22 protein-coding genes, 1 tRNA gene and 1 riboswitch are annotated in these 25,091 nt (G+C 62.9%); of the genes, 12 read left to right on the plus strand and 11 right to left on the minus strand.

Features of this window, described 5'->3' with window-relative positions; translation table 11 throughout:
* The first annotated feature begins 10 nt into the window (after positions 1–10).
* From C7H85_RS01630 to C7H85_RS01645, 4 genes are read left to right on the plus strand one after another with little or no spacing between them, the layout of a single operon-like run.
* A complete protein-coding gene (locus C7H85_RS01630) occupies positions 11–730 on the plus strand; it encodes a glutamine amidotransferase-related protein (RefSeq protein ID WP_106727977.1) in 720 nt (239 codons plus the stop codon).
* A gap of 11 nt (positions 731–741) precedes the next feature.
* Positions 742–1,440 carry a glutathione S-transferase family protein gene (locus C7H85_RS01635; RefSeq protein ID WP_106727978.1) on the plus strand — a complete coding sequence of 233 codons (699 nt, stop codon included), beginning with the start codon at positions 742–744 and terminating at the stop codon, positions 1,438–1,440.
* Positions 1,427–1,834 carry a YkvA family protein gene (locus C7H85_RS01640; protein ID WP_106728593.1) on the plus strand — a complete coding sequence of 136 codons (408 nt, stop codon included), beginning with the start codon at positions 1,427–1,429 and terminating at the stop codon, positions 1,832–1,834. The genes C7H85_RS01635 and C7H85_RS01640 overlap by 14 nt, the downstream gene beginning before the upstream one ends.
* Positions 1,827–3,110, plus strand: coding sequence for an MgtC/SapB family protein (locus C7H85_RS01645; protein ID WP_106727979.1), 1,284 nt, complete (start codon positions 1,827–1,829; stop codon positions 3,108–3,110). Before C7H85_RS01640 ends, C7H85_RS01645 begins: the two co-directional genes overlap by 8 nt.
* Positions 3,111–3,270: 160 nt before the next feature.
* Here the strand turns inward: C7H85_RS01645 and lysC are convergent, their stop codons facing one another.
* Positions 3,271–4,608, minus strand: coding sequence for a lysine-sensitive aspartokinase 3 (gene lysC, locus C7H85_RS01650; RefSeq protein ID WP_106728594.1), 1,338 nt, complete (start codon positions 4,606–4,608; stop codon positions 3,271–3,273).
* Between the two features lie 69 nt (positions 4,609–4,677).
* Positions 4,678–4,848, minus strand: a riboswitch (Lysine riboswitch).
* A 67-nt stretch (positions 4,849–4,915) separates the two neighbouring features.
* Positions 4,916–6,244, minus strand: coding sequence for an amino-acid N-acetyltransferase (gene argA / locus C7H85_RS01655; RefSeq protein ID WP_106727980.1), 1,329 nt, complete (start codon positions 6,242–6,244; stop codon positions 4,916–4,918).
* A 357-nt stretch (positions 6,245–6,601) separates the two neighbouring features.
* Here argA and nhaD point away from each other — a divergent pair, with 357 nt between their 5' ends.
* Positions 6,602–8,047: a sodium:proton antiporter NhaD gene (gene nhaD / locus C7H85_RS01660; RefSeq protein WP_106727981.1), complete on the plus strand. Its 1,446-nt coding sequence runs from the start codon at positions 6,602–6,604 to the stop codon at positions 8,045–8,047.
* A 41-nt stretch (positions 8,048–8,088) separates the two neighbouring features.
* Here the strand turns inward: nhaD and C7H85_RS01665 are convergent, their stop codons facing one another.
* From C7H85_RS01665 to nagB, 5 genes are all read right to left on the minus strand, one after another.
* Entirely contained in the window at positions 8,089–8,646 is a 558-nt protein-coding gene (locus tag C7H85_RS01665; RefSeq protein ID WP_106727982.1) for a TMEM165/GDT1 family protein, read from the minus strand.
* Between the two features lie 227 nt (positions 8,647–8,873).
* The gene (locus tag C7H85_RS01670; protein WP_106727983.1) at positions 8,874–9,191 is read right to left on the minus strand and encodes a translation initiation factor; all 318 of its coding nucleotides are present in this window, start codon (positions 9,189–9,191) and stop codon (positions 8,874–8,876) included.
* A complete protein-coding gene (locus C7H85_RS01675) occupies positions 9,188–10,402 on the minus strand; it encodes an ROK family transcriptional regulator (protein ID WP_106727984.1) in 1,215 nt (404 codons plus the stop codon). The genes C7H85_RS01670 and C7H85_RS01675 overlap by 4 nt, the downstream gene beginning before the upstream one ends.
* Entirely contained in the window at positions 10,399–11,544 is a 1,146-nt protein-coding gene (gene nagA, locus C7H85_RS01680; protein ID WP_106727985.1) for an N-acetylglucosamine-6-phosphate deacetylase, read from the minus strand. The genes C7H85_RS01675 and nagA overlap by 4 nt, the downstream gene beginning before the upstream one ends.
* Positions 11,545–11,553: 9 nt before the next feature.
* Positions 11,554–12,354, minus strand: coding sequence for a glucosamine-6-phosphate deaminase (nagB, locus tag C7H85_RS01685; protein ID WP_106727986.1), 801 nt, complete (start codon positions 12,352–12,354; stop codon positions 11,554–11,556).
* Between the two features lie 224 nt (positions 12,355–12,578).
* On the opposite strand from nagB, the gene nagE reads away from it, so the two are divergent.
* Both nagE and C7H85_RS19450 read left to right on the plus strand, forming a co-directional pair.
* Positions 12,579–14,081 (plus strand): N-acetylglucosamine-specific PTS transporter subunit IIBC, encoded by a 1,503-nt coding sequence (gene nagE / locus C7H85_RS01690; protein ID WP_106727987.1) that lies wholly within the window; start codon positions 12,579–12,581, stop codon positions 14,079–14,081.
* A gap of 47 nt (positions 14,082–14,128) precedes the next feature.
* Positions 14,129–14,548: a hypothetical protein gene (locus C7H85_RS19450; protein WP_146140395.1), complete on the plus strand. Its 420-nt coding sequence runs from the start codon at positions 14,129–14,131 to the stop codon at positions 14,546–14,548.
* Between the two features lie 79 nt (positions 14,549–14,627).
* Here C7H85_RS19450 and C7H85_RS01695 read toward each other — a convergent pair.
* Positions 14,628–14,703 (minus strand) — tRNA-Asn (locus C7H85_RS01695).
* Positions 14,704–14,857: 154 nt separating this feature from the next.
* On the opposite strand from C7H85_RS01695, the gene uvrB reads away from it, so the two are divergent.
* The gene (gene uvrB / locus C7H85_RS01700) at positions 14,858–16,858 is read left to right on the plus strand and encodes an excinuclease ABC subunit UvrB (RefSeq protein ID WP_106727988.1); all 2,001 of its coding nucleotides are present in this window, start codon (positions 14,858–14,860) and stop codon (positions 16,856–16,858) included.
* Between the two features lie 48 nt (positions 16,859–16,906).
* Here uvrB and C7H85_RS01705 read toward each other — a convergent pair whose 3' ends face one another.
* Positions 16,907–17,368 carry a CreA family protein gene (locus tag C7H85_RS01705; RefSeq protein ID WP_106727989.1) on the minus strand — a complete coding sequence of 154 codons (462 nt, stop codon included), beginning with the start codon at positions 17,366–17,368 and terminating at the stop codon, positions 16,907–16,909.
* 228 nt (positions 17,369–17,596) lie between these two features.
* Here C7H85_RS01705 and nrdG point away from each other — a divergent pair, with 228 nt between their 5' ends.
* Both nrdG and nrdD read left to right on the plus strand, forming a co-directional pair.
* Positions 17,597–18,052: an anaerobic ribonucleoside-triphosphate reductase activating protein gene (gene nrdG, locus C7H85_RS01710; protein WP_106727990.1), complete on the plus strand. Its 456-nt coding sequence runs from the start codon at positions 17,597–17,599 to the stop codon at positions 18,050–18,052.
* On the plus strand, positions 18,049–19,824 hold the full coding sequence (gene nrdD / locus C7H85_RS01715; protein ID WP_106727991.1) for an anaerobic ribonucleoside-triphosphate reductase: 1,776 nt from the start codon (positions 18,049–18,051) through the stop codon (positions 19,822–19,824). The genes nrdG and nrdD overlap by 4 nt, the downstream gene beginning before the upstream one ends.
* Positions 19,825–20,106: 282 nt before the next feature.
* Here nrdD and corA read toward each other — a convergent pair whose 3' ends face one another.
* Entirely contained in the window at positions 20,107–21,054 is a 948-nt protein-coding gene (gene corA / locus C7H85_RS01720; protein ID WP_106727992.1) for a magnesium/cobalt transporter CorA, read from the minus strand.
* Between the two features lie 194 nt (positions 21,055–21,248).
* On the opposite strand from corA, the gene C7H85_RS01725 reads away from it, so the two are divergent.
* Entirely contained in the window at positions 21,249–21,743 is a 495-nt protein-coding gene (locus tag C7H85_RS01725) for a DUF922 domain-containing protein (RefSeq protein WP_245879531.1), read from the plus strand.
* A gap of 1 nt (position 21,744) precedes the next feature.
* Here the strand turns inward: C7H85_RS01725 and mnmC are convergent, their stop codons facing one another.
* On the minus strand, positions 21,745–23,766 hold the full coding sequence (gene mnmC / locus C7H85_RS01730; RefSeq protein WP_168388226.1) for a bifunctional tRNA (5-methylaminomethyl-2-thiouridine)(34)-methyltransferase MnmC2/FAD-dependent 5-carboxymethylaminomethyl-2-thiouridine(34) oxidoreductase MnmC1: 2,022 nt from the start codon (positions 23,764–23,766) through the stop codon (positions 21,745–21,747).
* Between the two features lie 76 nt (positions 23,767–23,842).
* Here mnmC and fabB point away from each other — a divergent pair, with 76 nt between their 5' ends.
* Positions 23,843–25,054, plus strand: a complete 1,212-nt coding sequence (fabB, locus tag C7H85_RS01735; RefSeq protein WP_106727994.1) for a beta-ketoacyl-ACP synthase I — start codon at positions 23,843–23,845, stop codon at positions 25,052–25,054.
* Positions 25,055–25,091: the final 37 nt, after the last annotated feature.

Consider the following 25,091-nt stretch of genomic DNA (forward strand, 5'->3'; position numbering starts at 1 on the left):
GAGGAGCCCCATGCAGTTTGGATTGTTGCTTTGTGATCATATCGATGAGGACTTTCGCCGCCGTGGTGGCGACTATCCCGACCTCTTTTCCGAGCGCATCCGCGAGGTGATGCCCGCCGCCCGGCTACAGGTGTTCGACGCCGAGGCCGGTGAGCTGCCGGAGCCGCAGACCCGGCTGGATGGCTGGATCATCAGCGGTGCCCGCCACGATGCCTTCGGCGACTACCCCTGGCTCGAGCGGCTGAAAGCCCGGGTGCATGAGCTGTTGGCGGCGGGAGAACGGGTGGCGGGGGTTTGCTTCGGCCACCAGCTGCTGGCGTTGATGTATGGCGGCGAGGTCGGCCGGGCGCCGGCCGGCTGGGGCATCGGCAACCACGACTATCGCTGGCAGCCGCCCGGGCAGCCGGATTACCGGCTGCTGGTGAGCCACCAGGATCAGGTGCTGCGGCTGCCGGTGGGGGCACGGCTGCTGGCGGGCTCCGATTTCTGCCCGCATGCCGCCTTTACCCTGGGCGAGCAGGTGATGGGGGTACAGGGCCACCCCGAGTTCACCCCCGACTATGCTCGTTTCCTGATGGCGCTGCGCCGGGAGCAGTTCGGCGAGCGCCTGTATCTCCAGGCGATGGACTCCGTCGAACGGCCCCATCACGGCGCCGAGGTAATGCGCCTGATCCTGGACTTTCTGCGGGGAGGCGACCTGCCTTCGCCGACCATTCACTCCGGACTCTGAAGGAGCGCGCCGTGGAACTCTATATTGCCAACAAGAACTACTCGTCCTGGTCGTTGCGCCCCTGGCTGCTGATGCGCACCCTGGGCATCCCCTTCGAAGAGCGGCTGGTACCCTTTGAAACTGGATCCAACTGGGACGCGTTCCGCCGTTTTTCGCCCAACGGCAAGGTGCCCTGCCTGGTCGACGGCGATAACCGGGTATGGGATTCGCTGGCCATCGTCGAATACCTGGCCGAACGCTGGCCAGCGGTCTGGCCGGCCGACCGGGGAGCCCGGGCCTGGGGCCGCTCGGCGGTGGCCGAAATGCACTCGGGATTTACCGCCCTGCGCAGCCAGTGCCCGATGAACTGTGGCCTGGAAGTGACGCTGACGAAGATTGACGCGGCCCTGGAGCAGGACATCAGCCGCATCGGCGAGCTGTGGGAGCAAGGGCTTGGCCGCTTCGGCGGACCTTTCCTGGCCGGTGGCGCCTTTACCGCGGTGGATGCGTTTTATGCGCCCGTGGTGTTCCGGCTCCGCAACTACCGGTTGCCGTTGCCGCCCGTGGCCGCCGGCTATGTGACGGGGATGCTGGCCCTGCCGGAGCTGCAGGCATGGCGCACGGCGGCCCTGCGGGAGCCCTGGCGCGAGCCGGAGCACGAGCGGGAAGCCCTGCAGGCGGGAACCCTGGTGCGGGATCACCGGGCGGAGGTGGCGGATGGGCCTGAGTAAAGCGCAACAAGAGCAGGCCAGGCGCCGCTTTTTCGGTGGTATGGACGAGGTCGGGGACCTCGATCTGGAATTTGCCGCCGGCGAGGGGGAGAGCAAGCTCGGCCGCTTCGGCGACAGGCCGCCCGGTTCGCTGGCAGAATGGTGGCAGGATCTGCGGCTGATGGTGAGCCTGGTCAACGATTATCGCAAGGGCGACTATCGCACCGTGCCCTGGAAGGTGATCGCCGCCATCACCGGGGCGGTCATTTATTTTGTGTCGCCGCTGGATGTGGTGCCGGACTTCCTGCCGCTGGCGGGTTACCTGGACGATGCGTTGGTGATCAAGCTGGCGCTGGATCTGGCCCGTTCGGATCTGGAGCTGTACGCCAAGTGGAAGCAACGGCAGCATGGATGAACTGGCCGGGGAGCTGCTGGCCGGCCATCAGACCCTGGCGCGCCTGGGGCTGGCCCTGCTGCTGGGCACGCTTATCGGCATTCAGCGCGGCTGGCAGAGTAGGGACACCCGGGCCGGCCTGCGGGTGGCCGGCATCCGCACCCATGCGCTGGTGGGACTGCTTGGCGGCCTGGTGGCGCTGCTGGGTACTCATGTGGGCGAGTGGATCATCGCCGTCGGCCTGCTCGGGGTGGTGGCGGTGGTGCTGGTGGCCTACCGGGTGCACAGCCGGGAGCTGGCGGATTACAGCATCACCGGCAGCATAGGGTTGTTGCTGACTTTCTGCTTCGGGGCCCTGGCACTGGTCGACAACCCGGCCATCGCTGCCACCGCCGCGGTGATCACCGCGGTGATCCTAGACAACAAGCGGGAGATCCACGGCCTGTTGCACAAGCTGCGCGAGCACGAGCTGGATGCTGGGCTCAAGCTGCTGCTGATCACCGTGGTGATGCTGCCCCTGTTGCCCAACAAGGACATGGGGCCGGGCGGCGCTATCAATCCCTACGAGATCTGGTGGATGGTGGTGCTGATCGCCTCCATTTCCTTTCTCGGCTATTTCGCCATCCGGGTCGGCGGCACCGAGAAGGGCATCTTCTTCACCAGCCTGTTCGCCGGCCTGAGTTCTTCCACCGCCCTGACCCTGCATTATGCTCGCCTGTCCCGGGAGACGCCGCAGCTCTCGCCCATGCTGGCCGCCGGCGTGTTGCTGGCTTGCGGTACCATGTTCCCGCGCATCCTGGTGTACTGTGCGCTGATCAATCCGGCGCTGCTGGCGACGCTGTGGCTGCCGGTGCTGGCGATGACGCTGCTGCTGTATGGCCCCGCGGCCTGGATCTGGCGCCGGCATCGTACCCTGGCGAACGTGGATCAGCCGAGCCTGCACATGAACCCGCTGGATCTGAAGTCCGCCTTCCTGTTCGGCGGCCTTATCCTGGTGATCATGCTGCTGGGGGAGTGGCTCAAGGAGTCCATGGGCAACGCGGGCATCCTGTTGCTGGCGCTGGCGTCGGGGGTGACCGACGTGGACGCCATTACCCTGTCGCTGACCCGGATGTCGCTCTCGGGCATAGAGCACGGCACCGCCGTGCTCGGCATCGTGCTGGCGGCCTCGGTCAATAACCTGGTCAAGGCGGGTATGGCGCTGGTGCTGGGGGATGCCGCCCTGGGCCGGCGGGTGGGGCTGGCGATGGCCGCCTCGCTGCTCGGCGGCCTGCTGGTGGCCTGGGGGATGAACTAATGTGGTAAGCCGGAAGTGGTACCGCGTTGCCCGGGTGGATGGAGGATTCTGTGTCGACATCCAGCCTGTCTTCGGTAATAAAAAACGGCGCTGTACCTCACAGCGCCGTTTTTTATCTTGCTTCCAGCTTCCAGCTTCCAGCTTCCAGCTTCCAGCCGGCTTACGCCGGCAGCAGTTCCCGGTGCAGATCGGCGATCACCTGGTTGGCGGTGCCTTCTTCCACCAGGATGCACAGGTTGTGGGGGCTGGCGCCGTAGCAGATCATGCGGATATTGACGTCTTCCAGCGCCTGGAATACCCGGGTGCCGGTGCCGTTGACTTCGCTCATGCGGTTGCCGATCAATGCCACCAGCGCCAGGCCATGTTCAACCTTGAGGTGGCAGTGCTTGCCGAGCTCGGCCTGCACCTCCTCGGTCAGCAATTCGGCGCCGGCGTCCAGGGTCAGGGACACGCTGATCTCCGAGGTGGTGATGAGGTCCACCGAAATCTTGTGTTTGGCCAGGATGCCGAACACCTCGGCCAGGAAGCCGTGGGCCTGGAACATGCTCTGACTGGTCAGGGTCAGCAGCACCTGGTTGCGGCGCAGGGCCAGGGCGCGGAACAGCGGCTGGCTGGGGGTGCTGTTGCGGATCCAGGTGCCACCGGCTTCCGGCGCCTTGCTCGAGCCCACGAACACCGGGATCTGCCGGCGTACCGCCGGTTGCAGGGTGGCCGGGTGCAGCACCTTGGCGCCGAAGGTGGCCATTTCCGACGCTTCGCTGAAGCTGATTTCGGGAATGGCGCGGGCCTCGCTCACCAGGCGCGGATCCGTGGTGTAGATGCCGGGCACGTCGGTCCAGATCTCCACCGCCGCGGCGCCGAGGGCTTCGCCCAGCAGGGCGGCGGAGAAATCGCTGCCGCCCCGGCCCAGGGTGGTGGTGCGGCCGTCGTTGGCGGCGCCGATAAAGCCCTGGGTCACCACCAGCTGATGGTCACACAGGGGCTTGAGCTCTTCCTCGGTGGCGCGGGCCAGGGCGCTGAGATCCGGGGTGGCGCGGCTGAAGCGATCGTCGGTGCGCATTACCCGGCGCACGTCGAACCAGACCGCCGGGGTGCCACGGTGGCGCAGCAGCTCCACGAACAGCCGGGTGGACATCAGCTCGCCCTGGGCCACGATTTCGTCGTGCAGGGCCTTGCTCGGGCTGATGGCGGCGCTGTCGGACAGCTCCTTGATGTGGTGCAGTATTTCCTCGATATGCCGGGTCAGCATCTCGGGCCGGTCCAGGCTGTCGAGAATACCGTGCTGGATGTCGGTCAACTGTTGCAGCAGCCGGGCGCGGCTGTCGGGCTGGTGTTCTCCCGAGGCCAGGGCCACCAGCAGGTTGGTGACCCCGGAGCTGGCGCTCAATACCGCCAGGCGGGTATTGGGGTTCTGTTCGAGAATGGCGGCGCAACGGCTCATGGCGTCGGCGTCGGCAACGCTGGTCCCGCCGAATTTGGCAACGGTTAACTCAGTCAAGTGCAGCTCCTTGAAGATGTGCATGCAAAAATGAATAACGAGGGGGAACGACTGCAGAGACGGGAAAGGTCACTTAGAAGCACTCCACCCACAGGTGACAACCCGAAGGATTCAGCCTCCGTAGCCGACGATGATGCGCTGCCCCGCACCACCGCCTCGGCGTTGTTTCCCCTGACCGGCGATCCTGGGAGTGGGAGCTCCTCCTGCCGGCTGCCTGAACAACGCGCCTCTTCTTTTGCCCGAACCGGGCTGCCATATAACTACTGACTCTGCCGGGCAGTGTCAATCATTAAATGGCCAAATTCATTCATACCAGATCTTTCATCATGATTTTCGAGCGCCGCTGGTAGTTGTACAGCTTCTGCTTGCCCATGGGCAGGGCGCTGACGTCCACCGGCGCGAAGCCCCGCTCCTGGAACCAGTGGATGGAGCGGGTGGTGAGGATAAACAGCCGGGTCAGGCCGCGTTTCTTGGCCTGGTCTTCCACCTTATTCAGCAGCATGTCACCCCGGCTGCCCCGGCGGTAATCCGGGTGGATGGCCACACAGGCCATCTCCGCCATGCCTTCCTCCGGGAAGGGATAGAGGGCGCCACAGCCGATGATGGCGCCGTCCTTCTCGATAATGGTGAACTGATCCACTTCCATCTCCAGTTGCTCACGGGAGCGGCGCACCAGTATGCCTTCTTCCTCCAGCGGTCGGATCAGATCCAGGATGCCGCCGATGTCGTCGATACGGGCCTGGCGGGCCTGCTCGGCGCTTTGACTGACGATCTGGGTACCCAGGCCGTCGCGGGTGAACAACTCCTGGATCAACGCCCCGTCTTCCCGGTAGCTGACCAGGTGACTGCGCGGCACGCCGGCGCGGCAACTGGAGATGGCGGCGCGCAGGTAACGGGCGGTACCGGACATGGTATCGCCTTCGGCCAGCAGGCGCTGCAGTGCCTCCTCGGCCTGTTCGGGAAAGAGTTCGGCGATGGCCACGCCCTCTTCGCTCAGCACGCCGCGCTGGGAGCAGAAGCCGATCAGCTTGTCGGCCTTGAGCTCGATGGCCAGCCGGCGGGCCAGCTCCTCGGAAGAGAGGTTGAAGCTCTCGCCGGTCACCGAAAAGCCGATGGGAGAGATCAGCACGGTGCCGCCGTTGGCCAGCTGGTGATGGATGGTATCGGTGTGGATGCGCCGTACCCGGCCCGAATGCATGTAATCCACCCCTTCATCGACGCCCAGCGGCTGGGCGATGACGAAGTTGCCGGTGACCACGTTGATGCGGGCATTCTGCATCGGGGTGTTGATGAGCCCCATCGACAGCCGGGCCATGATGTCCATCTGCAGGCCGCCGCACACGTCCTTGATCACCCGGAAGCTGGCCTCGTCGGTCACCCGGGTATGCTTGTGGAACACCCCCTCCAGACCGGCTTCCACCAGGCCCCGATCGATCTGCGGACGGGCGCCGAACACGATAACCAGGCGGACTCCGAGGCTGGTCAGTAGTGCGATGTCACTGATAATGTTAGGAAAATTTTCCTGAGCTATGGCCTCGCCCCCGAGCATGACCACGAAGGTTGACCCTCGGTGCAGGTTGACATAGGGGCTGGATTGACGAAACGCCTTGACCAGAGCGGCATCATTATCGCGCACGGACAGTCCTTTAAAACGGAAGAAAACAGATGCTAATCATTATGAAAAATCATGCAAAAAACAAGACTAAATATTTATGCCCACTCCGGGCCGGACATTTCTTGTCCAACGGCCGGGGCGGCTGTGAGCTTGATTTCCATCAACACCGGGCGAAGCTGAAACGCGGATACTATATGCAGTTTTAAATCAGGCATCGGGGTCTGAAAACCTCGCCGTTTGCGATGCAAAAATGAGAGCGGGCGCCAAGAATCGAAAATGTCCTGCCCCCGGCTTTATGTTAAGATTTTTGCGCATTTGGCCGCCAGGGCGGGCGGATGCCAGGTAACTATAGCCAAAACAACAAAAGTGAGAACAACAATGCAAAGGAAACTGTGCTTGTCCGTTTTAGGAGGACTGGCGGCGCTGTCGAGCGCGCCCGTGTTCGCTGCCGGTGGTCAACTGGATTTGACCGGCTCCGCTGTCGGCATTTTCGCTGTCGTTATCTTCGTCATCGCCTACCTGCTGGTGATGGGGGAGGAATATCTCCACCTGCGCAAATCCAAGCCGGTGCTGGTGGCGGCCGGCATCATCTGGGTGGCGATCGGCTGGACCTATATCCAGCATGGCATCCCCGGGGTGACCGAAGCCGCCTTCCGCCACAACCTGCTGGAGTACGCCGAGCTGCTGCTGTTCCTGCTGGTGGCCATGACCTATATCAACGCCATGGAGGAGCGCCGGCTGTTCGATGCGCTGCGGGCCTGGATGATACGCAAGGGCTTCAGTTACAAGACGCTGTTCTGGCTGACCGGTTTCCTGGCCTTTTTCATCTCGCCCATCGCCGACAACCTGACCACCGCCCTGCTGATGTGCGCCGTGGTCACCAAGGTGGGGGAAGGGGACAAACGCTTCATCAACTTGTGCTGCATCAACATCGTGATCGCCGCCAACGCCGGTGGCGCCTTCAGTCCCTTCGGCGACATCACCACCCTGATGGTGTGGCAGGCCGGTATCATCAAGTTCAACGAGTTCTTCATCCTGTTCATCCCGTCGCTGCTCAACTACCTGGTGCCGGCGCTGGTGATGAGCTTCTTCATCGAAAACCGCAAGCCTGCCGCCCTCTATGAGGAGATTGAACTCAAGCGCGGCGCCATCCGTATCGTACTGCTGTTCCTGCTGACCATCGCCACCGCCGTACTCTGTCACAGCCTGCTGCACCTGCCGCCGGTGCTGGGCATGATGACCGGCCTGGGCTACCTGCAGTTTTTTGGCTACTACCTGCGCCAGACCCTGCCGGGGTCGCTGGCGCGCAAGCGGGCCCTGGCCCAGAAACGGGGCGACGAGGAAGCGCTCAAGCGCCTCGGCAGCGTGGTGCCCTTCGACGTGTTCAACCGGGTGGCCCGGGCCGAGTGGGACACGCTGCTGTTCTTCTACGGGGTGGTGATGTGCGTGGGCGGCCTGGGTTACATGGGCTACCTGGCGCTGGTGTCCGATCTGCTGTACACCCAGTGGGACGCGGTCTACGCCAACGTGGCGCTGGGGCTGATGTCGGCGGTGGTGGACAACATTCCGGTGATGTTCGCGGTGCTGACCATGCAGCCGGAAATGTCCCACGGCAACTGGCTGCTGATCACCCTCACCGCCGGCGTGGGCGGCAGCCTGCTGTCCATCGGCTCCGCCGCCGGGGTGGCGCTGATGGGCCAGGCCCGGGGCATGTATACCTTCTTCGGCCACCTCAAATGGGCCCCGGTGATCTTCCTCGGCTACGTGGTGAGCATTCTGGCCCACCTCTGGCTCAACGCCGAGAGCTTCAATATCTACGGTTAACCCCGAACACCGCCCCATTACCGGGGCGGCGTGCTTTCAGGCTACCACCACAGGGTGGTGACGCCCAGGATGAGGAAGAGCACCGCGCTGATGCCGTGGATCCACCGCATGGGGATGCGTTCGGCGCCTTGCTTGCCGAGCAGCACCACCGGCACGTTGGCCAGCATCATGCCGAGAGTGGTACCGGCCACCACCAGCCAGAAGTCTTCCACGAAGCGGGCCGCCAGCAACACGGTGGCGAGCTGGGTCTTGTCGCCCATCTCTGCCAGGAAGAACAGCACGAAGGTGGTGATAAAGGGGCCATAACGGCGGAAACGGCCGTCCTCGTCGTCCAGCTTGTCGGGGATCAGCATCCAGACTGCCATGGCGAAGAAGGAGGCGGCCAGCAGGTAGCGCAGCCAGTCCGGATCCAGCCAGTGCTGTATCCATACGCCGACCCAGCCCGCCAGGGCGTGATTGAGCAGGGTGGCGGCGAGGATGCCGAGGATGACGGGTATGGGTGTTCTGAAACGACAGCTCAGCACCAGGGCAAGCAGCTGGGTTTTGTCACCGATCTCGGCGATGGCGACGGCGAGCGTCGAAGTGGTCAAGGCTTCCAAGGTCTATACCAGAGGGGACAGGATTATTATCAACCAATGAGCAAGCCGTGCCGCCCGTCCCCGGTATCGGCATCAGCCTGTCAAAGGTCTCGTCAAACCCCTAAAGGTCACGGGCGCCATGGTGATTTTGCACCAATTATGTTGACGGCCATCTCGCGTAGAGCGACTACTCCCCCTTGTGCAGGAGCGGCCATTCTAGCCGGCGGCGATAAAAAAGCAAGGACGGATTAGCCGCCCACCTTTTTGACCTGGAAGCCGGCCTTGGTCAGCTGGGCGGCCACCTGCTCCAGCCGGTCGCCCTGGATCTCGATGACGCCGTCCTTGATGGCGCCACCGGTGCCGAGTTGGGATTTCAGGCGTTTGGCCTGCTCCTTGAGCTGCTCCATTGGCACGCCGTAGATGCAGATGACGCCGGCGCCCTTGCGCCCCTTGGTCTCGCGGCGCAGCCGTACCAGGCCGTCGGCGGGGAAGGGGCTGTCGGTGCCGGTCGCCTGGCCGTCATCGGCCCGCCAGCCGGGATCCGTGCTGTATACCAGTTTGTTCATACTTTGGGCTCGATAATCAGTTGCAACAATTCCCCTTCCAGCAGGGCGCGTTTGACCAGGGCCAGGCCGCCGATGGTCTGGTCGTCCTGGAAGTGGGCCCGTACGATGGGCAGGCCCTGGTGAAAACTCGGCAGCGACTGGTATTCGATGGCCTTGCCGATCAGCGGAAACACGATGCGTTCGGCATCGCACAGGGCGCCGGTGAGCAGCACCTTCTGCGGATTGAACAGGTTGACCATGATCGCCAGCGCCTGGCCCAGGTGCTCTGCGGCCCGCTCCAGCACGTTTCTCGCCAGCCGGTCGCCGGCCAGCGCCGCCCGGCACAGCTCGGCCATGGTCAGCGCCTGCGGGTCGAGCAGGCTCTGGTAACCCTGGGCCAGCATTTTCTCGGCCTGACGCAGCAGGGCGGCATCGGCCACCATGGTTTCCAGGCAACCGAAGTTGCCGCAGTGGCAGCGATCGCCGAGGGGATCGACCCGGATATGGCCGATTTCCGCCACGTCCCGCCCCAGGCTCTTGAAGATGCGGCCTTCGGTGATGATGCCGGCACCCACGCCGTGGTGCACGCTGACCAGCACCGAGTCCAGGCAGTCGCGGGAGGCGCCGAAATAGTGTTCGGCCAGGGCCAGGGCGCGGATGTCGTTGCCGATGAACACCGGCAGGCCGGTGGCCTGGCGCAGCCTGTCGGCCAGCGGCACGCCGGCCAGCGGATAGCTCGGGTGATAGATCACCTGGCCGCGCAGGGCGTCGGTGAGGCCGGGCATCACCACCGCCAGGGCGATCAGCCGCAGGCCGGCGCCATGACGGCGGACAAAGCGCTGGATCTGCCCGGCCAGATCGGCCAGCAGGGCGTCCTGCTGTTGCCGGGGAAAGGCCAGGGTATCCCGGGCCAGGACCTGGCCGTCGAGATCGTAGAGGGACAGCCTGAGCTCTTCCCGGCCGAGCTTGACCGAGACCAGGTGAAAGTCGCGGGTGACGGTGGTGAGGGAAATCGCCCGCCGGCCACCGGTGGACGCCTGGTGTTCCATCTCCCGGATCAGGCCGTGCTCGAGCAGGGTCCGGGTGATCTTGGTGACGCTGGCCGGGGCCAGGTTGCTCAGCTCGGCGATCTTGACCCGGGAAATGGGGCCCTGGCTGTCGATCAGCCGGTAGACGGCCGAGCTGTTGACCTGCTTGACCAGGTCGACGTTGGCGATTTGTCCGCGGGTCATTGGGCTGTGAAGTGTCCGTTTATCAATGTGGCCCTGACGCGGTAGTCCGCTTCAAACGCCACCAGATTAGCCACCTTGCCGACCGCCACCGAGCCCAGCGTGTCCCCCAGGCCGAGAGCATTGGCCGGATAGAGGCTGGCCATGCGCAGCGCTTCCTCCAGTGGCAGACCGACCCGTTCGACCAGGTTGCGGACCCCTTCCATCATGGTGAGCGCCGAGCCGCCGAGTGTACCATGCTGATCTACGCATTGCCCATCCCGCACGTAGACGGTGGCGCCGCAAAAATCGAAGCGGGTAAAGTCGGGGCCGGCTCCGGCGGCGGCGGTGGCGTCGGTGACCAGGCACAGCCGTTCACCCAGCACCTTGTGGGCCAGCCGCACATTGGCATAGTGCACATGGTGGCCGTCGACGATGATGCCGGCGTAGACCCCCGGGTGGTCGTAGACGGCGCCCACGGCACCGGGCTCCCGGCCGTTGGCGGTGGGGGTCATGGCGTTGTAGAGATGGGTGGCAAAGCCCACCCCGGCATCGAAGCCGGCCATGGCCTGCTCGTAGCTGGCGGCGGTATGACCCATGGACACCAGTATGCCGGCCTCGCGCAGGCGGCGGATATGGTCGGGACTGTTGCATTCCGGCGCCAGGGTGATCTTGGCGATCGCTGCCGCGTTGGCGCAGAAGAACTCCAGCATGGCCTCGTCGAGGGCACGGATCTGCCGCTCGGGGTGGATGCCCTTGCGCCTGATGTTGGTGTAGGGGCCTTCCAGGTGCAGCCCCAGCACCCGGTGCCGGTGGCGGGCCATGTACTCCCGGGTCACCGCCACCGCCTGGCGCATGTCCTGATCGGGAGAGGTGATCAGGGTCGGCAGGAAGCTGGTGGTGCCGGATTCCAGGTTGGCCTGGTGCATGGTGTCCAGGGTCGCCGGGCTGATGTCGTCGTTGAACATGACGCCGCCGCAACCGTTGAGTTGCAGGTCGATAAAGCCGGCGCTGAGCAGGGCGCCGCCCAGCTCGACGCGGGGCAGACCGGGGGCCAGCTCGGACTCGGGCCGGATGGCCACAATCCTCTCCTGGTCGATGACAACGGCGAGGCCGTGATGGCGGCGCTCGCCGTCGAACAGGGTACAGTGGGTCAGGGCAAACATGGGGACCTCTTATAAACGCTTGATATTGTCGGCTTCCAGCTGTTCGAAATAACGTACCGTCTTGACCTTGAGCTCCATGGTGGCCGGGGTGTCGCACACGATCAGGCCGCGCGGGTGCAGCTGCAGCGCCGACACCGTCCACAGATGGTTGACGCTGCCTTCCACCGCCGCCTGCAGGGCCTGGGCTTTGTTGTGGCCGGTCACCAGTATCATGATCTCCTCGGCGTCGAGCAGGGTGCCCACGCCCACGGTCAGTGCCATGCGCGGTACCTGCTCGGGATCGTTGTCAAAGAAGCGGGAGTTGGCCAGCCGGGTATCTTCGGTCAGGGTTTTTATCCGGGTCCGTGAGGATAAAGAAGAAGCCGGTTCATTGAAAGCGATATGGCCATCGCTCCCCACCCCGCCCATGAACAGGTGGATCTTGCCGTATTGCCTGATCTTGTCCTCGTAGCGCCGGCATTCGGCCTCGAGATCCGGGGCGTTGCCGTCCAGCAGATTGATGTTGCCGGGCTGGATGTCCACATGCTTGAAAAAGTGCTCGTGCATGAAGTGATGGTAGCTTTGGGGATGCGTTTGGGGCAGGCCCACATATTCATCCATATTAAAGGTGACCACGTGCCGGAAACTGACTTCTCCGGCCTGGTGCAGCGCAATCAGTTGCCGGTAGGTCGCCATGGGGGTGCCGCCGGTGGGCAGGCCGAGCACGAAGGGGCGCTCGGCACTGGGGCCGAAGGCGTTGATGCGATCAGTGATATGGCGGGCGGCCCATTGGCTGACCTGGGGGGCGGAAGACAGGGGGATCAAACGCATGGCTAAGTACCTCGGATTGGAGTTTGGTCGATAATCATATTTTTTATGATAAAATAAGTGGTCGTTATTAGCCAATGCGCGGCATGAAAAATAACCAAATTAAGTGATTTTTATCACATAAATAGGGATCTTAATTTGTTGTGTGAATTATATCCAGATAGACTGAGTTCAGGCCGGTTTGGACAAAACAGGCTCCCTACAGACAACGCATAAGGAGATCAGCCGTGAACGTGCTGGGTTATTTACAGAAATTGGGCAAGGCGCTGATGTTACCCATCGCGACCCTGCCGGTGGCGGCGCTGCTGTTGCGCCTGGGGCAACCGGATCTGCTGGGCATCGCCTTTATCGCCGAAGCGGGAGGCGCCATCTTCAGCCAGTTGCCGCTGCTGTTCGGCCTGGGCATTGCCGTCGGCTTGTCCCGGGACGATGCCGGCGCCGCGGCCCTGGCCGGTGCCGTGGGCTATTTCGTGCTGACCGGCGCGGCCAAGACCATCAACAGTGACATCGACATGTCGTTCTTCGGCGGCATCATCGCCGGCATCATCGCCGGTCACTGCTACAACCGCTTCCATATGGTGAAGCTGCCCGACTACCTGGCCTTTTTCGGCGGCAAGCGTTTGGTGCCGATCATGACCGGCCTGTTCGCGCTGCTGGCGGCCTTTATCGCTGGTTTCGTCTGGCCGGCCATCCAGCATGGTATCGACAGCTTCGGCATGGCGGTATCGACCTCGGGCGGCGTGGGGCAGTTCTTCTACGGCCTGCTCAACCGGGGGTTGATCCCGGTGGGCCTGCACCATGTGGTGAACTCCATTTTCTGGTTCGGCCTGGGCGAGTGCCTCAAGGTGACTTACGAAGCGGCCGGGGCGGTGCAGAATATCTGCATGGATCCGGCGCTGGTGCGTACCCTGAGCGTGGGCGGTGCCGTGCCCGGGGTGGACGGCGCCACCATCACCCAGATTGCCGGCGAAGTGACCCGGGGCGATCTGCACCGTTTCTTCGCCGGTGATCCCACCGCCGGAGTGTTCATGGCCGGCTTCTTCCCGGTGATGATGTTCGGCCTGCCCGCCGGGGCCCTGGCCATGGTGCTGGCCGCGCCGAAGGACAAGCGGGCCCAGGTAGGCGGCCTGTTGCTGTCGGTGGCGGTCACTTCCTTCCTGACCGGTATCACCGAGCCGCTGGAGTTCACCTTCATGTTCCTGGCGCCGCTGCTGTATGCCATCCACGCGCTGCTGACCGGGCTGTCGCTGGTGGTGGTCAACCTGTTCGGCGTGCTGCACGGCTTCGGCTTCTCTGCCGGCCTGTTCGACATGGTGCTGAACTGGGGCCTGGCCACCAAGCCCTGGACCCTGGTGGCCATCGGTCTGGTGTTCGGCGCCGTTTACTTCACCACCTTCTACTTCGTGATCCGGGCCTTCAACCTGAAAACCCCGGGGCGGGATGAGGAGGGCATCAGCGCCGAACCGCAGGCGGTCACCGACCAGTCCGAGCTGGCGCGCGAATACCTGGAAGCGCTGGGCGGGCAGGACAACCTGGCCAACATCGACGCCTGTATCACCCGCCTGCGGCTGACCCTGAACGATCGCAGCCGGGTCGACGAAGCCAGGCTGAAGGCGCTGGGTGCCAAGGGCGTGGTCAAGCTTGGCGAGCAGAACCTGCAAGTCATCCTGGGGCCGCTGGCGGAGATCATGGCGGCGGAAATCAAGGCGCTGACCGGGCAGGCCCGCTAGCCCAGAAGCGGTTCACTGCCATCAGCCAAGAACGGTGCCAACGAAAGTTGGCACCGTTTTTTTTGTTTTGCCGGTCAATCCGCACCAAGGCGGTGAAAGTGCATGTTTCAGGGCGCCAAAAAGGGGCGGGCGGCGATGCGAAAGCTGATCGGCAACGGGGGGCCGGCCAGGGCGCTGGTGTAACCTTTGTTCCCGCTGTCAATAGCGGGAGTTCGGCGCTGAAAGACTCAAAAGGTTATGCACAACCGGCGCATGCCTTGCGCCCAGTGGGCTTGCCTCACTTATCCACCATTTCTGTGGATAAGGTTGTGGATTGGCTAGATAAAACCGGTGCAAAGCCAGTCGTAGCAGGCATTACGGATAAGTCGGCAAAAAAATCGCCAAAAGCAAAAGTCTTAAAAATCAAAAAGTTAAAAAAAGCCATAAGAAATTTCCGCTCAGTGTTTGAACGGCAGCGGCCAGCTTAGAGCAAAAGCACAAAATGTGGGTTTTTAACGAAGGAGAGTGTTGATTTAGTGGATAAGTCAAGAGAGGCGAAGAAAAATTTGGCTCCCCCTGCTGGACTTGAACCAGCGACATACGGATTAACAGTCCGCCGTTCTACCGACTGAACTAAGGGGGAATCTCGTGAAGAGGCCGCAGATGATACGCAGGCCCCCGGCCGGGGTCAAGGATAAAATCGGCTTTTTCACGACAGCGGGGCGGGGGTAAGTTTTCGCTTAAATTTACCGGTCCGGCGGGGGTAAACTGGGTTTTGACGACAGAGGAGAGCGGCAATGAGTAAAGACTTCCAACTGGTGAGCGACTATCAACCCGGTGGCGATCAGCCCAACGCGATAGCGCAGCTGCTGGAGGGCATCGATGCCGGCCTGGCGCACCAGACCCTGCTGGGGGTGACCGGCTCGGGCAAGACCTTTACCATAGCCAACGTCATCGCCAGGCTGAACCGGCCCACCATGATACTGGCCCCCAACAAGACCCTGGCGGCCCAGCTCTATGGCGAGATGAAGGAGTTCTTTCCCCACAACGCGGTGGAGTACTTCGTCTCCTACTACGACTACTACCAGCCCGAGGCCTATGTGCCGACCACCGATACCTTCATCGAGAAGGACGCCTCCATCAACGATCATATTGAGCAGATGCGGCTGTCGGCCACCAAGGCGCTGATGGAGCGGCGGGACGTGATTATCGTGGCCTCGGTGTCGGCCATCTACGGCCTGGGCGACCCCCAGTCCTACCTGAGCATGATGCTGCACCTGCGTACCGGCGACCGGCTCCAGCAGCGCGACATGTTGCGCCGGCTGGCGGAGCTGCAATACAGCCGCAACGACGCCGCCTTTCAGCGCGGCACCTTCCGGGTGCGCGGCGAGGTGATCGACATCTTCCCGGCGGAGTCCGACAGCGAGGCGGTGCGGGTAGAGCTGTTCGACGATGAAATCGAGCGCCTCAGCCTGTTCGACCCGCTCACCGGCGCCGTGCAGCAGAGCCTAGCCCGTTTCACCATCTATCCCAAGACCCACTACGTGACCCCACGCGAGACCCTGCTGGACGCGATAGAGCAGATCAAGGTGGAGCTGCAGGCACGCAAGGCCCAGTTGCTGGCGGCCAACAAGCTGCTGGAAGAGCAGCGCATCAGCCAGCGTACCCAGTTCGACATCGAGATGATCCAGGAGTTGGGCTACTGCTCGGGGATAGAGAACTACTCCCGCTACCTGTCGGGGCGGGGGGAGGGCGAGCCGCCGCCTACCCTGTTCGACTACCTGCCCGGTGACGGCCTGCTGATTATCGACGAGTCCCACGTCACGGTGCCGCAGATCGGCGGCATGTACAAGGGTGACCGCTCGCGCAAGGAAACCCTGGTGGAGTACGGCTTCCGGTTGCCCTCGGCGCTGGACAACAGACCGCTGCGCTTCGAGGAGTTCGAGGCGCTGATGCCGCAGACGGTGTTCGTCTCCGCCACCCCCGGTCCCTACGAGCTGGACAAGTCCGGTAGCGACATCGCCGAGCAGGTGGTGCGCCCCACCGGCCTGCTCGACCCCGAGCTGGAAGTGCGGCCGGTGGCGACCCAGGTGGATGACCTGCTGTCGGAGGCGAAGATGCGCGCCGAGCGGGACGAACGGGTGCTGGTCACCACCCTCACCAAGCGCATGGCGGAAGATCTCACCGAATACCTGAACGAGCACGGGGTGCGGGTACGCTATCTGCACTCGGATATCGACACAGTGGAGCGGATGGAGATCATCCGCGACCTGCGTTTGGGCCAGTTCGACGTGCTGGTGGGCATCAACCTGCTGCGCGAGGGGCTGGACATGCCGGAGGTGTCGCTGGTGGCGATCCTCGATGCGGACAAGGAAGGCTTCCTGCGCTCCGAACGCTCCCTTATCCAGACCATAGGCCGGGCGGCGCGCAACCTGAGCGGCAAGGCCATCCTCTATGCGGACCGCATCACCCGCTCCATGGCCGCCGCCATCGGTGAGACCGATCGCCGCCGGGAATTGCAGCGGCGCTTCAATGAGGAGCACGGCATCGTGCCCAAGGGGCTCAACAAGCGCATCACCGACGTGATGGATCTGGACGGTACCAAGCGAGTCGGCTCCAAGCGTGCCAAGGAGAAGACCCCGGTGCCGGCGCACCTGCCCACCGCCAAGGAGCTGGCAGCCCAGATCGACGAGCTGGAGAAGCTCATGCTCAACCACGCCCGCAACCTGGAGTTCGAGCAGGCGGCCGCGGCGCGCGATCGCATCCACCTGCTGCGTGAGCAGTTGATCCGCAGCTGAAGTCAGAAGCTAGAAGCTGGAAGTGAAAGCCTGGCTTCCGGCTTCCGGCTAGGGCTTCGTCCGATACGCCGCGGTATCCCACAGCGGCACCGTCGACAGTGAGTGCTTGAAGCTGCCTTCGGTTTCCTTGGTGCTGTAGGCCACGTACAGCAGGCTCTGGCTGGCTTCGTCGTAGATACGGCGGATCTTCAGGCTTTTCAGGAAGATGCTCTTCGACTTCTTGAACACGATATCGCCGCTCTTGGACTTGTCCACCGCCGCTATCATCCCGGGGGTGATCTCCCCGGTCTGGCGGCAGCTGATCGACATGTCGGAAGGATCCGCCAGGCTCAGATCCGCCACCACATTGGAGATATGGCAGGTCACCCCGGTGACCACCGGATCGGTGAGCACCTCTATCTTGATGTCCTTGGTGGTGAACACGCCGAGGGAGACATCGCCCACTTCATTGTTGTCGCAACCGCTGAGGGCGAGGGCGACGAGCCCCGCCATGGTGATCCTGCTCCGCATCCCGGGCTCCTTGTCATCGTATCTGTCATCTCGTTAGCGGATTTGATAACACAAAGCCCCGTCCGGCGCCATCTCCGCCCCTGCATCTTAATATGTGTTTGATATGCGCGTTATTATCCAAAGACTGATCCAGATCAGGGAAAAGGCGGATCCAGAAAACCGCGCATTCCAATATATAGTGTTTGAAATTAGCATTAAGGCACAACATGTAGTGTTTGGTGCCGAGTAATGCTTAATGCTTTCGAACCCAGGGTAGTGCTGCAGGAGGTGCCCGGCGAGGTCAGCCTGGCCTGGCTGGTCACCGGCTGCCCACAGGCGTGCCCAGGTTGCCACAGCCGGGACAGCTGGGATCCCCAGGCCGGGTCTCCGCTCACCCTGAACCGCTTGCAGTGGTGGCTTGAACGTTACCGTGGCCTGCTGACCTGCGTGTTGTTTTTTGGCGGAGAGTGGGACCGAGAGACCCTGCTGGTGCTATTGCGTCATGTGCGGCGACAAGGGCTGAAAACCTGTCTGTACAGCGGGCGGGAGCGGGTAGGGCAAGGCCTGATCGCGGAGCTGGACTACCTGAAAACCGGCCCCTGGCGGGCCGAGCTCGGTGGTCTCGACTCCAGAGACACTAACCAACGGCTGATTTGCCTGAGCACGGGCGAATCGCTGAATCATCATTTTTGGAGACCCTTATGATACGCCTGCAACCAGACCAGTTGAGCGCGAAGGTAGACAGCTTTAATGCTTATATGAAGGCGTCCAATGCGGCGGATGGCTCAAAAATGGATCCCAATGCCAACGTGACCCAGAAGAACATCGCCACCGCCGAGGCGGAGCTGATGAAGGATTTCTTCGTGCAGGTCAACCGGGGCCTGGTGAAGGCCAAGGTAGCCGAATTGTTCGGCGCCGACCTCGCGGCGGAATACGAGCGGCAAATCGATCAGCATGAGATCTATGTGCACGATGAAACCAGCCTCAAGCCCTATTGCGTGTCCATCACCATGTACCCCTTCCTGCTCGATGGCCTGACCCGGCTCGGCGGTGAGAGCAAGGCGCCCCGCCACCTGGAGTCGTTCTGTGGCGCCTTCGTCAACCTGGTGTTTGCCATCAGCTCCCAGTTTGCCGGTGCCGTGGCCACCGTGGAGTTTTTGACCTACTTCGATTATTTCGCCCGCAGGGACTACGGTGACGATTATCTAACCGAGCATGCCCATGCCATCAACAATCATCTGCAGCATGTGATCTATGCCATCAACCAGCCGGCGGCGGCCAGAGGCTACCAGAGCGTGTTCTGGAATATCTCCCTGTTCGATCGCGACTATTTCAACACCATGTTCGAGTTTTTCGTCTTCCCCGACGGCAGCCGGCCTGAGGCTGACTCGGTGTTCCGGCTGCAGGCCCACTTCCTCGACTGGTTCAACGAAGAACGGCGCAAGGCGATGCTGACCTTCCCGGTGGTAACCGCCGCCATGCTGACCCGGAACGGGGCGCCGGCCGACACCGACTTTGCCGGGCTCTGTGCCGAGCAGATGAGCCGTGGCAACAGCTTCTTCATCTACATGTCGGACAGTGCCGATTCTCTGGCTTCCTGCTGCCGGTTACGCAACGAGGTGAACGATCATACCTTTTCCTACACCCTGGGGGCGGGCGGGGTCGCCACCGGCTCGATCAACGTGATCACCCTCAATATGAACCGGCTGGAGCAGGACGGCCGGGATCTGCTGACCGAGATCCACAAGATCCAGCGCTATCAGGTGGCCTACCGCCGGCTGATGGAAGACTTCCTGGCCAACGGCATCCTCACCGTGTACGACGCCGGCTTTATCAGCCTGGACAAGCAGTTCCTCACCATCGGCATCAACGGCATGGCGGAAGCGGCCGAATACCGCGGCATCCGGGTGGGCAACAATACGGGCTACCAGCAGTTCGTGAGCGAGCGGCTAAAGGTTATCTACGACGCCAACCGGGTGGCGCGCCAGGAGTATGGTTACCTGTTCAACACCGAATTCGTGCCGGCGGAAAACCTGGGGGTGAAGAATGCCAAGTGGGACAAAGCCGACGGCTATGTGGTGCCGCGGGACTGCTACAATTCCTACTTCTATGTGGTGGAGGACGAGGAAGGAACCCAGGTGCTCGACAAGTTCGTGCTGCACGGCAAGGATCTGGTGCAGTACCTGGACGGCGGCTCGGCGTTGCACCTCAACCTGGACGAGCACCTGTCCAAGGACGGCTACCTGCAGCTCTATCGCATCGCCGCCAGCACCGGCTGCCATTATTTTACCGTCAACGTGCGCAGCACCATCTGCAACGACTGCGGCCATATCAGCAAGCACACCGACTGGACGTGCGGGCAGTGCGGCAGCGAGGACGTCGACCATGCCACCCGGGTGATCGGCTACCTGAAGCGGGTGTCGGCCTTCAGCGCCGGCCGCCGGGACGAGCACGGCCGGCGCTTTTATCACCGGTAATCCTCTTGCCGCTTTCACGCCCCGGTGCCGTCTGATGGTTGTGCCGGCAGGCAACAACGGCGCGGATGGGGAGGGCAAAGGGAGCTGCTCTGCCGACCTTCTGTTTCAGGGATGAAACAGAGAGCGTACATGGGGCGAGCTTGCTCGCCGTGACGAGCCATTTCGGCCTGACCGAACATCCAGTGAATGTTCGCAGCAGGCCGCAACGGCGAGTGCCGTATTTTATAGCGTGTCGGCAGAGTAGTACACCTTGGTCGAATACAGCAGATCTCAAACAGGCTTTTACAGCCAGCCCTTGCGCTTGAAGAAGTAGTAGGTGCCGCAGGCGGACATCAGCATCATCACCAGCGACATGGGGTAGCCGTAATCGAAGCCCAGCTCCGGCATGATCTCGAAGTTCATGCCGTAGATACTGGCGATCAGCGTCGGCGGCAGGAACACCACCGCGGCCACCGAGAAGATCTTGATCACCTTGCTCTGCTCCAGGCTGGTAAAACCCATGGCCGCTTCCAGCTGGAAGTTGATCTTGTCGAACAGGAATTGGGTGTGGGGCAGCAGCGATTCGATGTCGTAGAGCATCTCGTCGATCCACTTGCGCTGCTCGTCGCTGGCGTTCTGGCGCAACGATCGCTTGAGGAAGCGCAGGGCGCGGCGGGTATCGTACAGCGCCAGGCGGATATGGCCGTTGCCGTCTTCCTGCAGCATCAGATCCGACATGGTCTTGTGCAGATCGTCCACCTGCAGCACTTCCTTGGCGGTGCCTTCCAGGGTCTTGTAGCCGTCCTCGATCAGGTCGGAAATGTACTCTATCTTGAGCTGGAAGATTTCCAGCAGCAGATCCGGGGCGTCTTCCACTTCCAGCCGATCCTGGCGCATGTAGTGGCGCAGCAGTCGCATCAACCCCAGATCGTCCTCGCGAAAGCTGATCAGCAGGTTGTTGCGCAGGGTAAAGAGCACGTTGATGCCGTCGATTTCCTTGCCCAGGCGCTGGGGGAACAGGGAGTGGATATGCAGGCCGTCCTTGTCCCGGTAGAAGCGGGCCGACGCCTCGATGTCGTCCAGCTCGTCGAGCTCGGGTACTTCCTCGACGAACAGCTGTTTCATCCAGTTTTGTTCCTGCTCGTCGGGTTTGAGGATATCCAGCCACAGGGTGTTGGAAGGCAGCTTGTCCTCCAGGTCGAGCGGCTGAATGGCGAGGGATTTTCCGTGCAGTGTATAGGCTGTGATCATGACAGCTCTCCAACCAATAGCAGTTAGCTGCACTATATAGATGCAGGCCGTGGATGTCAGGTGCTCCGTCGCCCGGAGCCCGGTGTTTCCGTGATTTTTACCGGCTCTGGGTTAGACTCAAATGACTTGACCCGGCGGCGCGCCTATAATCACAATGAGCCTCCCCTCGGAGGCCATCAATCGGGAGACAGGTCGTGAAGCGAGTTTACTGTGCACTGTTGCTGATGCTGAGCGCCTCCGCCCATGCCGAGATGACCCTCAAGGCCCGGCAGACGGTGGACGTGTACGGCTCGAGCGCGCTGCAGCCGAGCCTGGCCGATGTGGATTACCGGTTGTCCTGGCAGCTGTCGGGCCAGCAGCACGACAGCGGCTGTCTTCCCGCACAGGTGCTGGTCTCGCTCACCGCCACTGTCACCGAGCCGCTGGAGTGGCCGCAGACCCCGGAATGGCAGAATTACCGCCTGGCGCTGACCGGCTACGAGCGGCTGGTGCGGGAGCGGGCTTTGCTGGCGGCCGAATGGCTGGAGCGCTCCCTGTTCGAGATAGCCCCCCAGCCCAGCTGCGAGCAGTTACAGCGGGTGGCGGACAATGTGGGCTACCATCAGCTCGATATCGCCCAGACTTTGCTGCGCGACTTTCAGCAGCAGAACGATTACGGCCGGCACCTGGGGCTTATCCGCCCGCAATAGTTCAGTCTACCGCCTTGCCCTTTTGCAGCTTGCGCAGCCAGTGCCGGTTGGCATTGAGTGCTTCCAGCAGTTCCCGCGCCAGCGGAAAGGGTTCGTCCAGCAACTGGGCGGCCAGCAGTTCCGCCAGCAGCGGGGCCGAGCACATGCCCCGGGAGCCCAGCCCCGACAGCACATAGAGTCCCGGATGATCCGCCGCCAGCCCCAGGGCCTGACCGGGCTTCCGGTGCATGCCGCCGTACTGCGCCAGTTGGGCGGGCTTGTCCGGGGCGGCGCCGGCCAGCGGCAGGTGGTCCCGGCAGGCGGCACGGATGCCCACCCGGCCGGCACCGGGCTGCGCCGCCAGGCCGTTCAGGACGGGCAGGGTACGCAGCAACTTGTCCAGGTTCTCCTGTTCCTCACCCGGGCGGTAGTCCAGCCCGGTCTGCTGCCGGCCGTAGCTGGCGCCGACACAGTGGACTCCCTGCCAGGCCGGGGTCAGGTAGCCCTCGTAGCAGACCACCGTCCTGAGCGGCGCCAGCTGCGGCGCCGTGGGCTGGTGGTTGACCTGGCCGCGTACCGGATAGAGAGCGAGCTCCCGGGTTTGCGCCAGCGTGGTCAGCTCGTGGCCGTTGGCCAGCACCACGTTGTCGGCATGGAAGTCGCCGCCACTGGTTTTGAGGTGCCAGTGCCGGCCGTCATGGCTCAGCGCGGTAACCCGGGTATCGAAATGGCAGCCGAGCAGGCCGCTGTGCCTCGCCTCGGCCAGCAGGGCCCGGGTCAGCTCGAAGGGGCAGACCCATCCGCCCAGCGGGTAGGCGACCCCGGGCCGGTTGACCCTGATGCCGGTGACGGTATTGGCCTGCTCGGCCGTCAGGGGCTGTACCAGCTCGACCGGGAAATGGCCTGCGAGCAGTTTGTCGATCTTGGCGCCGCTCTTGGCATCGTGGGCCAGTTGCACCACGGTGCACCAGTCGTGGGTAAAGGGTTGGCGCCCGGCCAGGGCCGACAGGGCCCGGCGACCGTAGAGAAAAGCCTGCAGGTAGAAACGGCTCAGGGTATCGTGCTCACCGTTGAGCAGCGGGTAAATGGCGCCCTGGCGGTTGCCCGAAGCGCCGGCGGCGGGCTCGGCGGCCTGCTCCAGCAGGGTGACGCGGTGGCCGCGCCGGGTGAGGGCCTGGGCCAGGGCGGCCCCGGCCACCCCGGCGCCGACGATCAGGGTATGGCCGCCCTGGCCGGGACGCCGCCAGTACCAGGGGCTGGGGTAGGGCTTACGGCGATCGGCACGGCGATACCCGGCCAGCATCTCCCGTTTACGGCCGAAGCCCTTGACCCGGCTGACCTGGAAGCCGGCTTCATTCAGGCCGCGGCGTACAAAGCCGGCGGCGGTAAAGGTGGCCAGGGTGGCGCCGTTCCTGGCCAGACGGGCCAGTTCATCAAACAATTGTGGGGTCCACATCTGCGGATTCTTGCCGGGCGCGAAGCCGTCCAGGTACCAGGCATCCACCTTGCCGGCCAGCCCCGCTTCCATCTGCGGCAGCACCTCGGCCACGTCGCCCAGCCACAAATCCAGGCTGACCTCATCGCTCAGCCAAAGCCGGTGACAGCCGCTTACCGCCGGCGGATATTCAGCTAACAAACGTTCGCCTAAAATGCTAAGCTCTGGCCATCGATCCAGCGCCTGCCGCAGATCGGTGTGGCTGAGCGGAAACTTTTCCACGCTGAGGAAGTGCAGGCGCCGGGCGTTACCTTGCGGATGTTGCCGGCGGTAGTCGACAAAGGCCTGCCAAGTGGCCAGGAAGTTCAGACCGGTACCAAAGCCGGTTTCGGCCACCACGAACAGGGCGCGGTCATGGTCGACAAACCGCTGCGGCAGGTTGTTCTGGCCGAGGAACACATAGCGGGTTTCGGCCAGTCCGTCGTCGTTGGAAAAATAGACGTCATCGAACGCGGCGGCGACCGGCGTGCCCTGGTCATTCCAGTCCAGGCGAGCGGTTGTAACAAAGTGGGGTGACACTGAACCTCCGGGGCCGTATAAAGCGGTCATTTTATGTGAAAGCAGACCAGTTTGACCATGCTTTGTGGTTAGAATTGGCACCAAATCAAGACAGTAGGAAAGATACATGAGAAGAGCAGTCATTACCGGGATCGGTGTGGTTTCCAGCATAGGCAACAATCAGGAAGAGGTCCTGGCTTCTCTGAAAGCGGGCCGTTCCGGCATCACCTTTTCCCAGCAATTCGCCGACTACAACCTGCGCAGCCAGGTGTGGGGAAATGTCAAACTGAACCCGGCCGAGCATATCGATCGCAAGGTGATGCGCTTTATGGGCGATGCCGCCGCCTTTGCCTACCTGTCCATGGAGCAGGCCATCACCGACGCCGGGCTCGACGAGTCCATGGTATCCAACGAGCGTACCGGCCTGGTGGTCGGCTCCGGTGGTGCTTCTTCCAAGAACCAGATCGAAGCCTGCGACACCCTGCGTGAGAAAGGCGTACGCAGGGTCGGGCCCTACATGGTGCCGCGCACCATGTCGTCCACCACTTCCGCCTGTCTGGCCACGCCATTCAAGATCAAGGGCATCAACTACTCCATCAGCTCCGCCTGCGCCACCTCCGCCCACTGCATCGGCCACGCCCTGGAACAGATCCAGATGGGCAAGCAGGACATCGTGTTCGCCGGTGGCGGCGAAGAGGTGGACTGGACCCTGGCGCTGCAGTTCGACGCCATGGGCGCCCTGTCCAGCAAGTACAATGAAACCCCCGAACTGGCCTCCCGCACCTACGACGCCGGTCGTGACGGCTTTGTCATCTCCGGTGGCGGCGGCATCGTGGTGGTGGAAGAGCTGGAGCACGCGCTCAAGCGCGGCGCCAAAATCTACGCCGAGATCACCGGCTACGGCGCCACTTCCGACGGTTACGACATGGTGGCCCCGTCCGGCGAGGGCGCGGTGCGTTGCATGAAGCAGGCCATGGCCACGGCGAACCCGGTGCAATACGTCAACACCCACGGCACCTCCACTCCGGTGGGCGACGTCAAGGAGCTGGAAGCCATCCATGGCTTGTTCGGCACCGAGGCTCCCTACATCTCCGCCACCAAGGCGATGACCGGCCATGCTCTGGGCGCCGCCGGCGTGCACGAGGCGGTGTACTCGCTGCTGATGCTGGAGCACGGCTTTATCGCGCCCAGCATCAACATCACCGAACTGGACGAAAAGGCCCAAGGCCTGCCCATCGTCACCGAATATAAAGAAGCCGAGCTGGACACCGTGATGTCCAACAGCTTCGGCTTCGGCGGCACCAACGCCAGCCTGGTGTTCAGCAAGTACAAGGGTTGATTGAACCCTAAGGGTTGAAATGGAAAAGGGCGCTTCG

The sequence above is a fragment of the Zobellella endophytica genome (assembly GCF_003012775.1).
GTDB lineage: Bacteria > Pseudomonadota > Gammaproteobacteria > Enterobacterales > Aeromonadaceae > Oceanimonas > Oceanimonas endophytica.

Excerpts from the sequence above, each read along its gene's own strand:
- corA (WP_106727992.1), bottom strand. The coding sequence starts at position 21,054 with ATGATCACAGCCTATACACTGCACGGAAAATCCCTCGCCATTCAGCCG.
- nrdG (WP_106727990.1), top strand. The coding sequence starts at position 17,597 with ATGCTTAATGCTTTCGAACCCAGGGTAGTGCTGCAGGAGGTGCCCGGC.
- nhaD (WP_106727981.1), top strand. The coding sequence starts at position 6,602 with ATGCAAAGGAAACTGTGCTTGTCCGTTTTAGGAGGACTGGCGGCGCTG.
- C7H85_RS01675 (WP_106727984.1), bottom strand. The coding sequence starts at position 10,402 with ATGACCCGCGGACAAATCGCCAACGTCGACCTGGTCAAGCAGGTCAAC.
- C7H85_RS01640 (WP_106728593.1), top strand. The coding sequence starts at position 1,427 with ATGGGCCTGAGTAAAGCGCAACAAGAGCAGGCCAGGCGCCGCTTTTTC.
- nrdD (WP_106727991.1), top strand. The coding sequence starts at position 18,049 with ATGATACGCCTGCAACCAGACCAGTTGAGCGCGAAGGTAGACAGCTTT.
- C7H85_RS01705 (WP_106727989.1), bottom strand. The coding sequence starts at position 17,368 with ATGCGGAGCAGGATCACCATGGCGGGGCTCGTCGCCCTCGCCCTCAGC.
- C7H85_RS01670 (WP_106727983.1), bottom strand. The coding sequence starts at position 9,191 with ATGAACAAACTGGTATACAGCACGGATCCCGGCTGGCGGGCCGATGAC.
- C7H85_RS01630 (WP_106727977.1), top strand. The coding sequence starts at position 11 with ATGCAGTTTGGATTGTTGCTTTGTGATCATATCGATGAGGACTTTCGC.
- C7H85_RS01645 (WP_106727979.1), top strand. The coding sequence starts at position 1,827 with ATGGATGAACTGGCCGGGGAGCTGCTGGCCGGCCATCAGACCCTGGCG.
- mnmC (WP_168388226.1), bottom strand. The coding sequence starts at position 23,766 with ATGACCGCTTTATACGGCCCCGGAGGTTCAGTGTCACCCCACTTTGTT.
- fabB (WP_106727994.1), top strand. The coding sequence starts at position 23,843 with ATGAGAAGAGCAGTCATTACCGGGATCGGTGTGGTTTCCAGCATAGGC.
- nagA (WP_106727985.1), bottom strand. The coding sequence starts at position 11,544 with ATGTTTGCCCTGACCCACTGTACCCTGTTCGACGGCGAGCGCCGCCAT.
- nagB (WP_106727986.1), bottom strand. The coding sequence starts at position 12,354 with ATGCGTTTGATCCCCCTGTCTTCCGCCCCCCAGGTCAGCCAATGGGCC.
- uvrB (WP_106727988.1), top strand. The coding sequence starts at position 14,858 with ATGAGTAAAGACTTCCAACTGGTGAGCGACTATCAACCCGGTGGCGAT.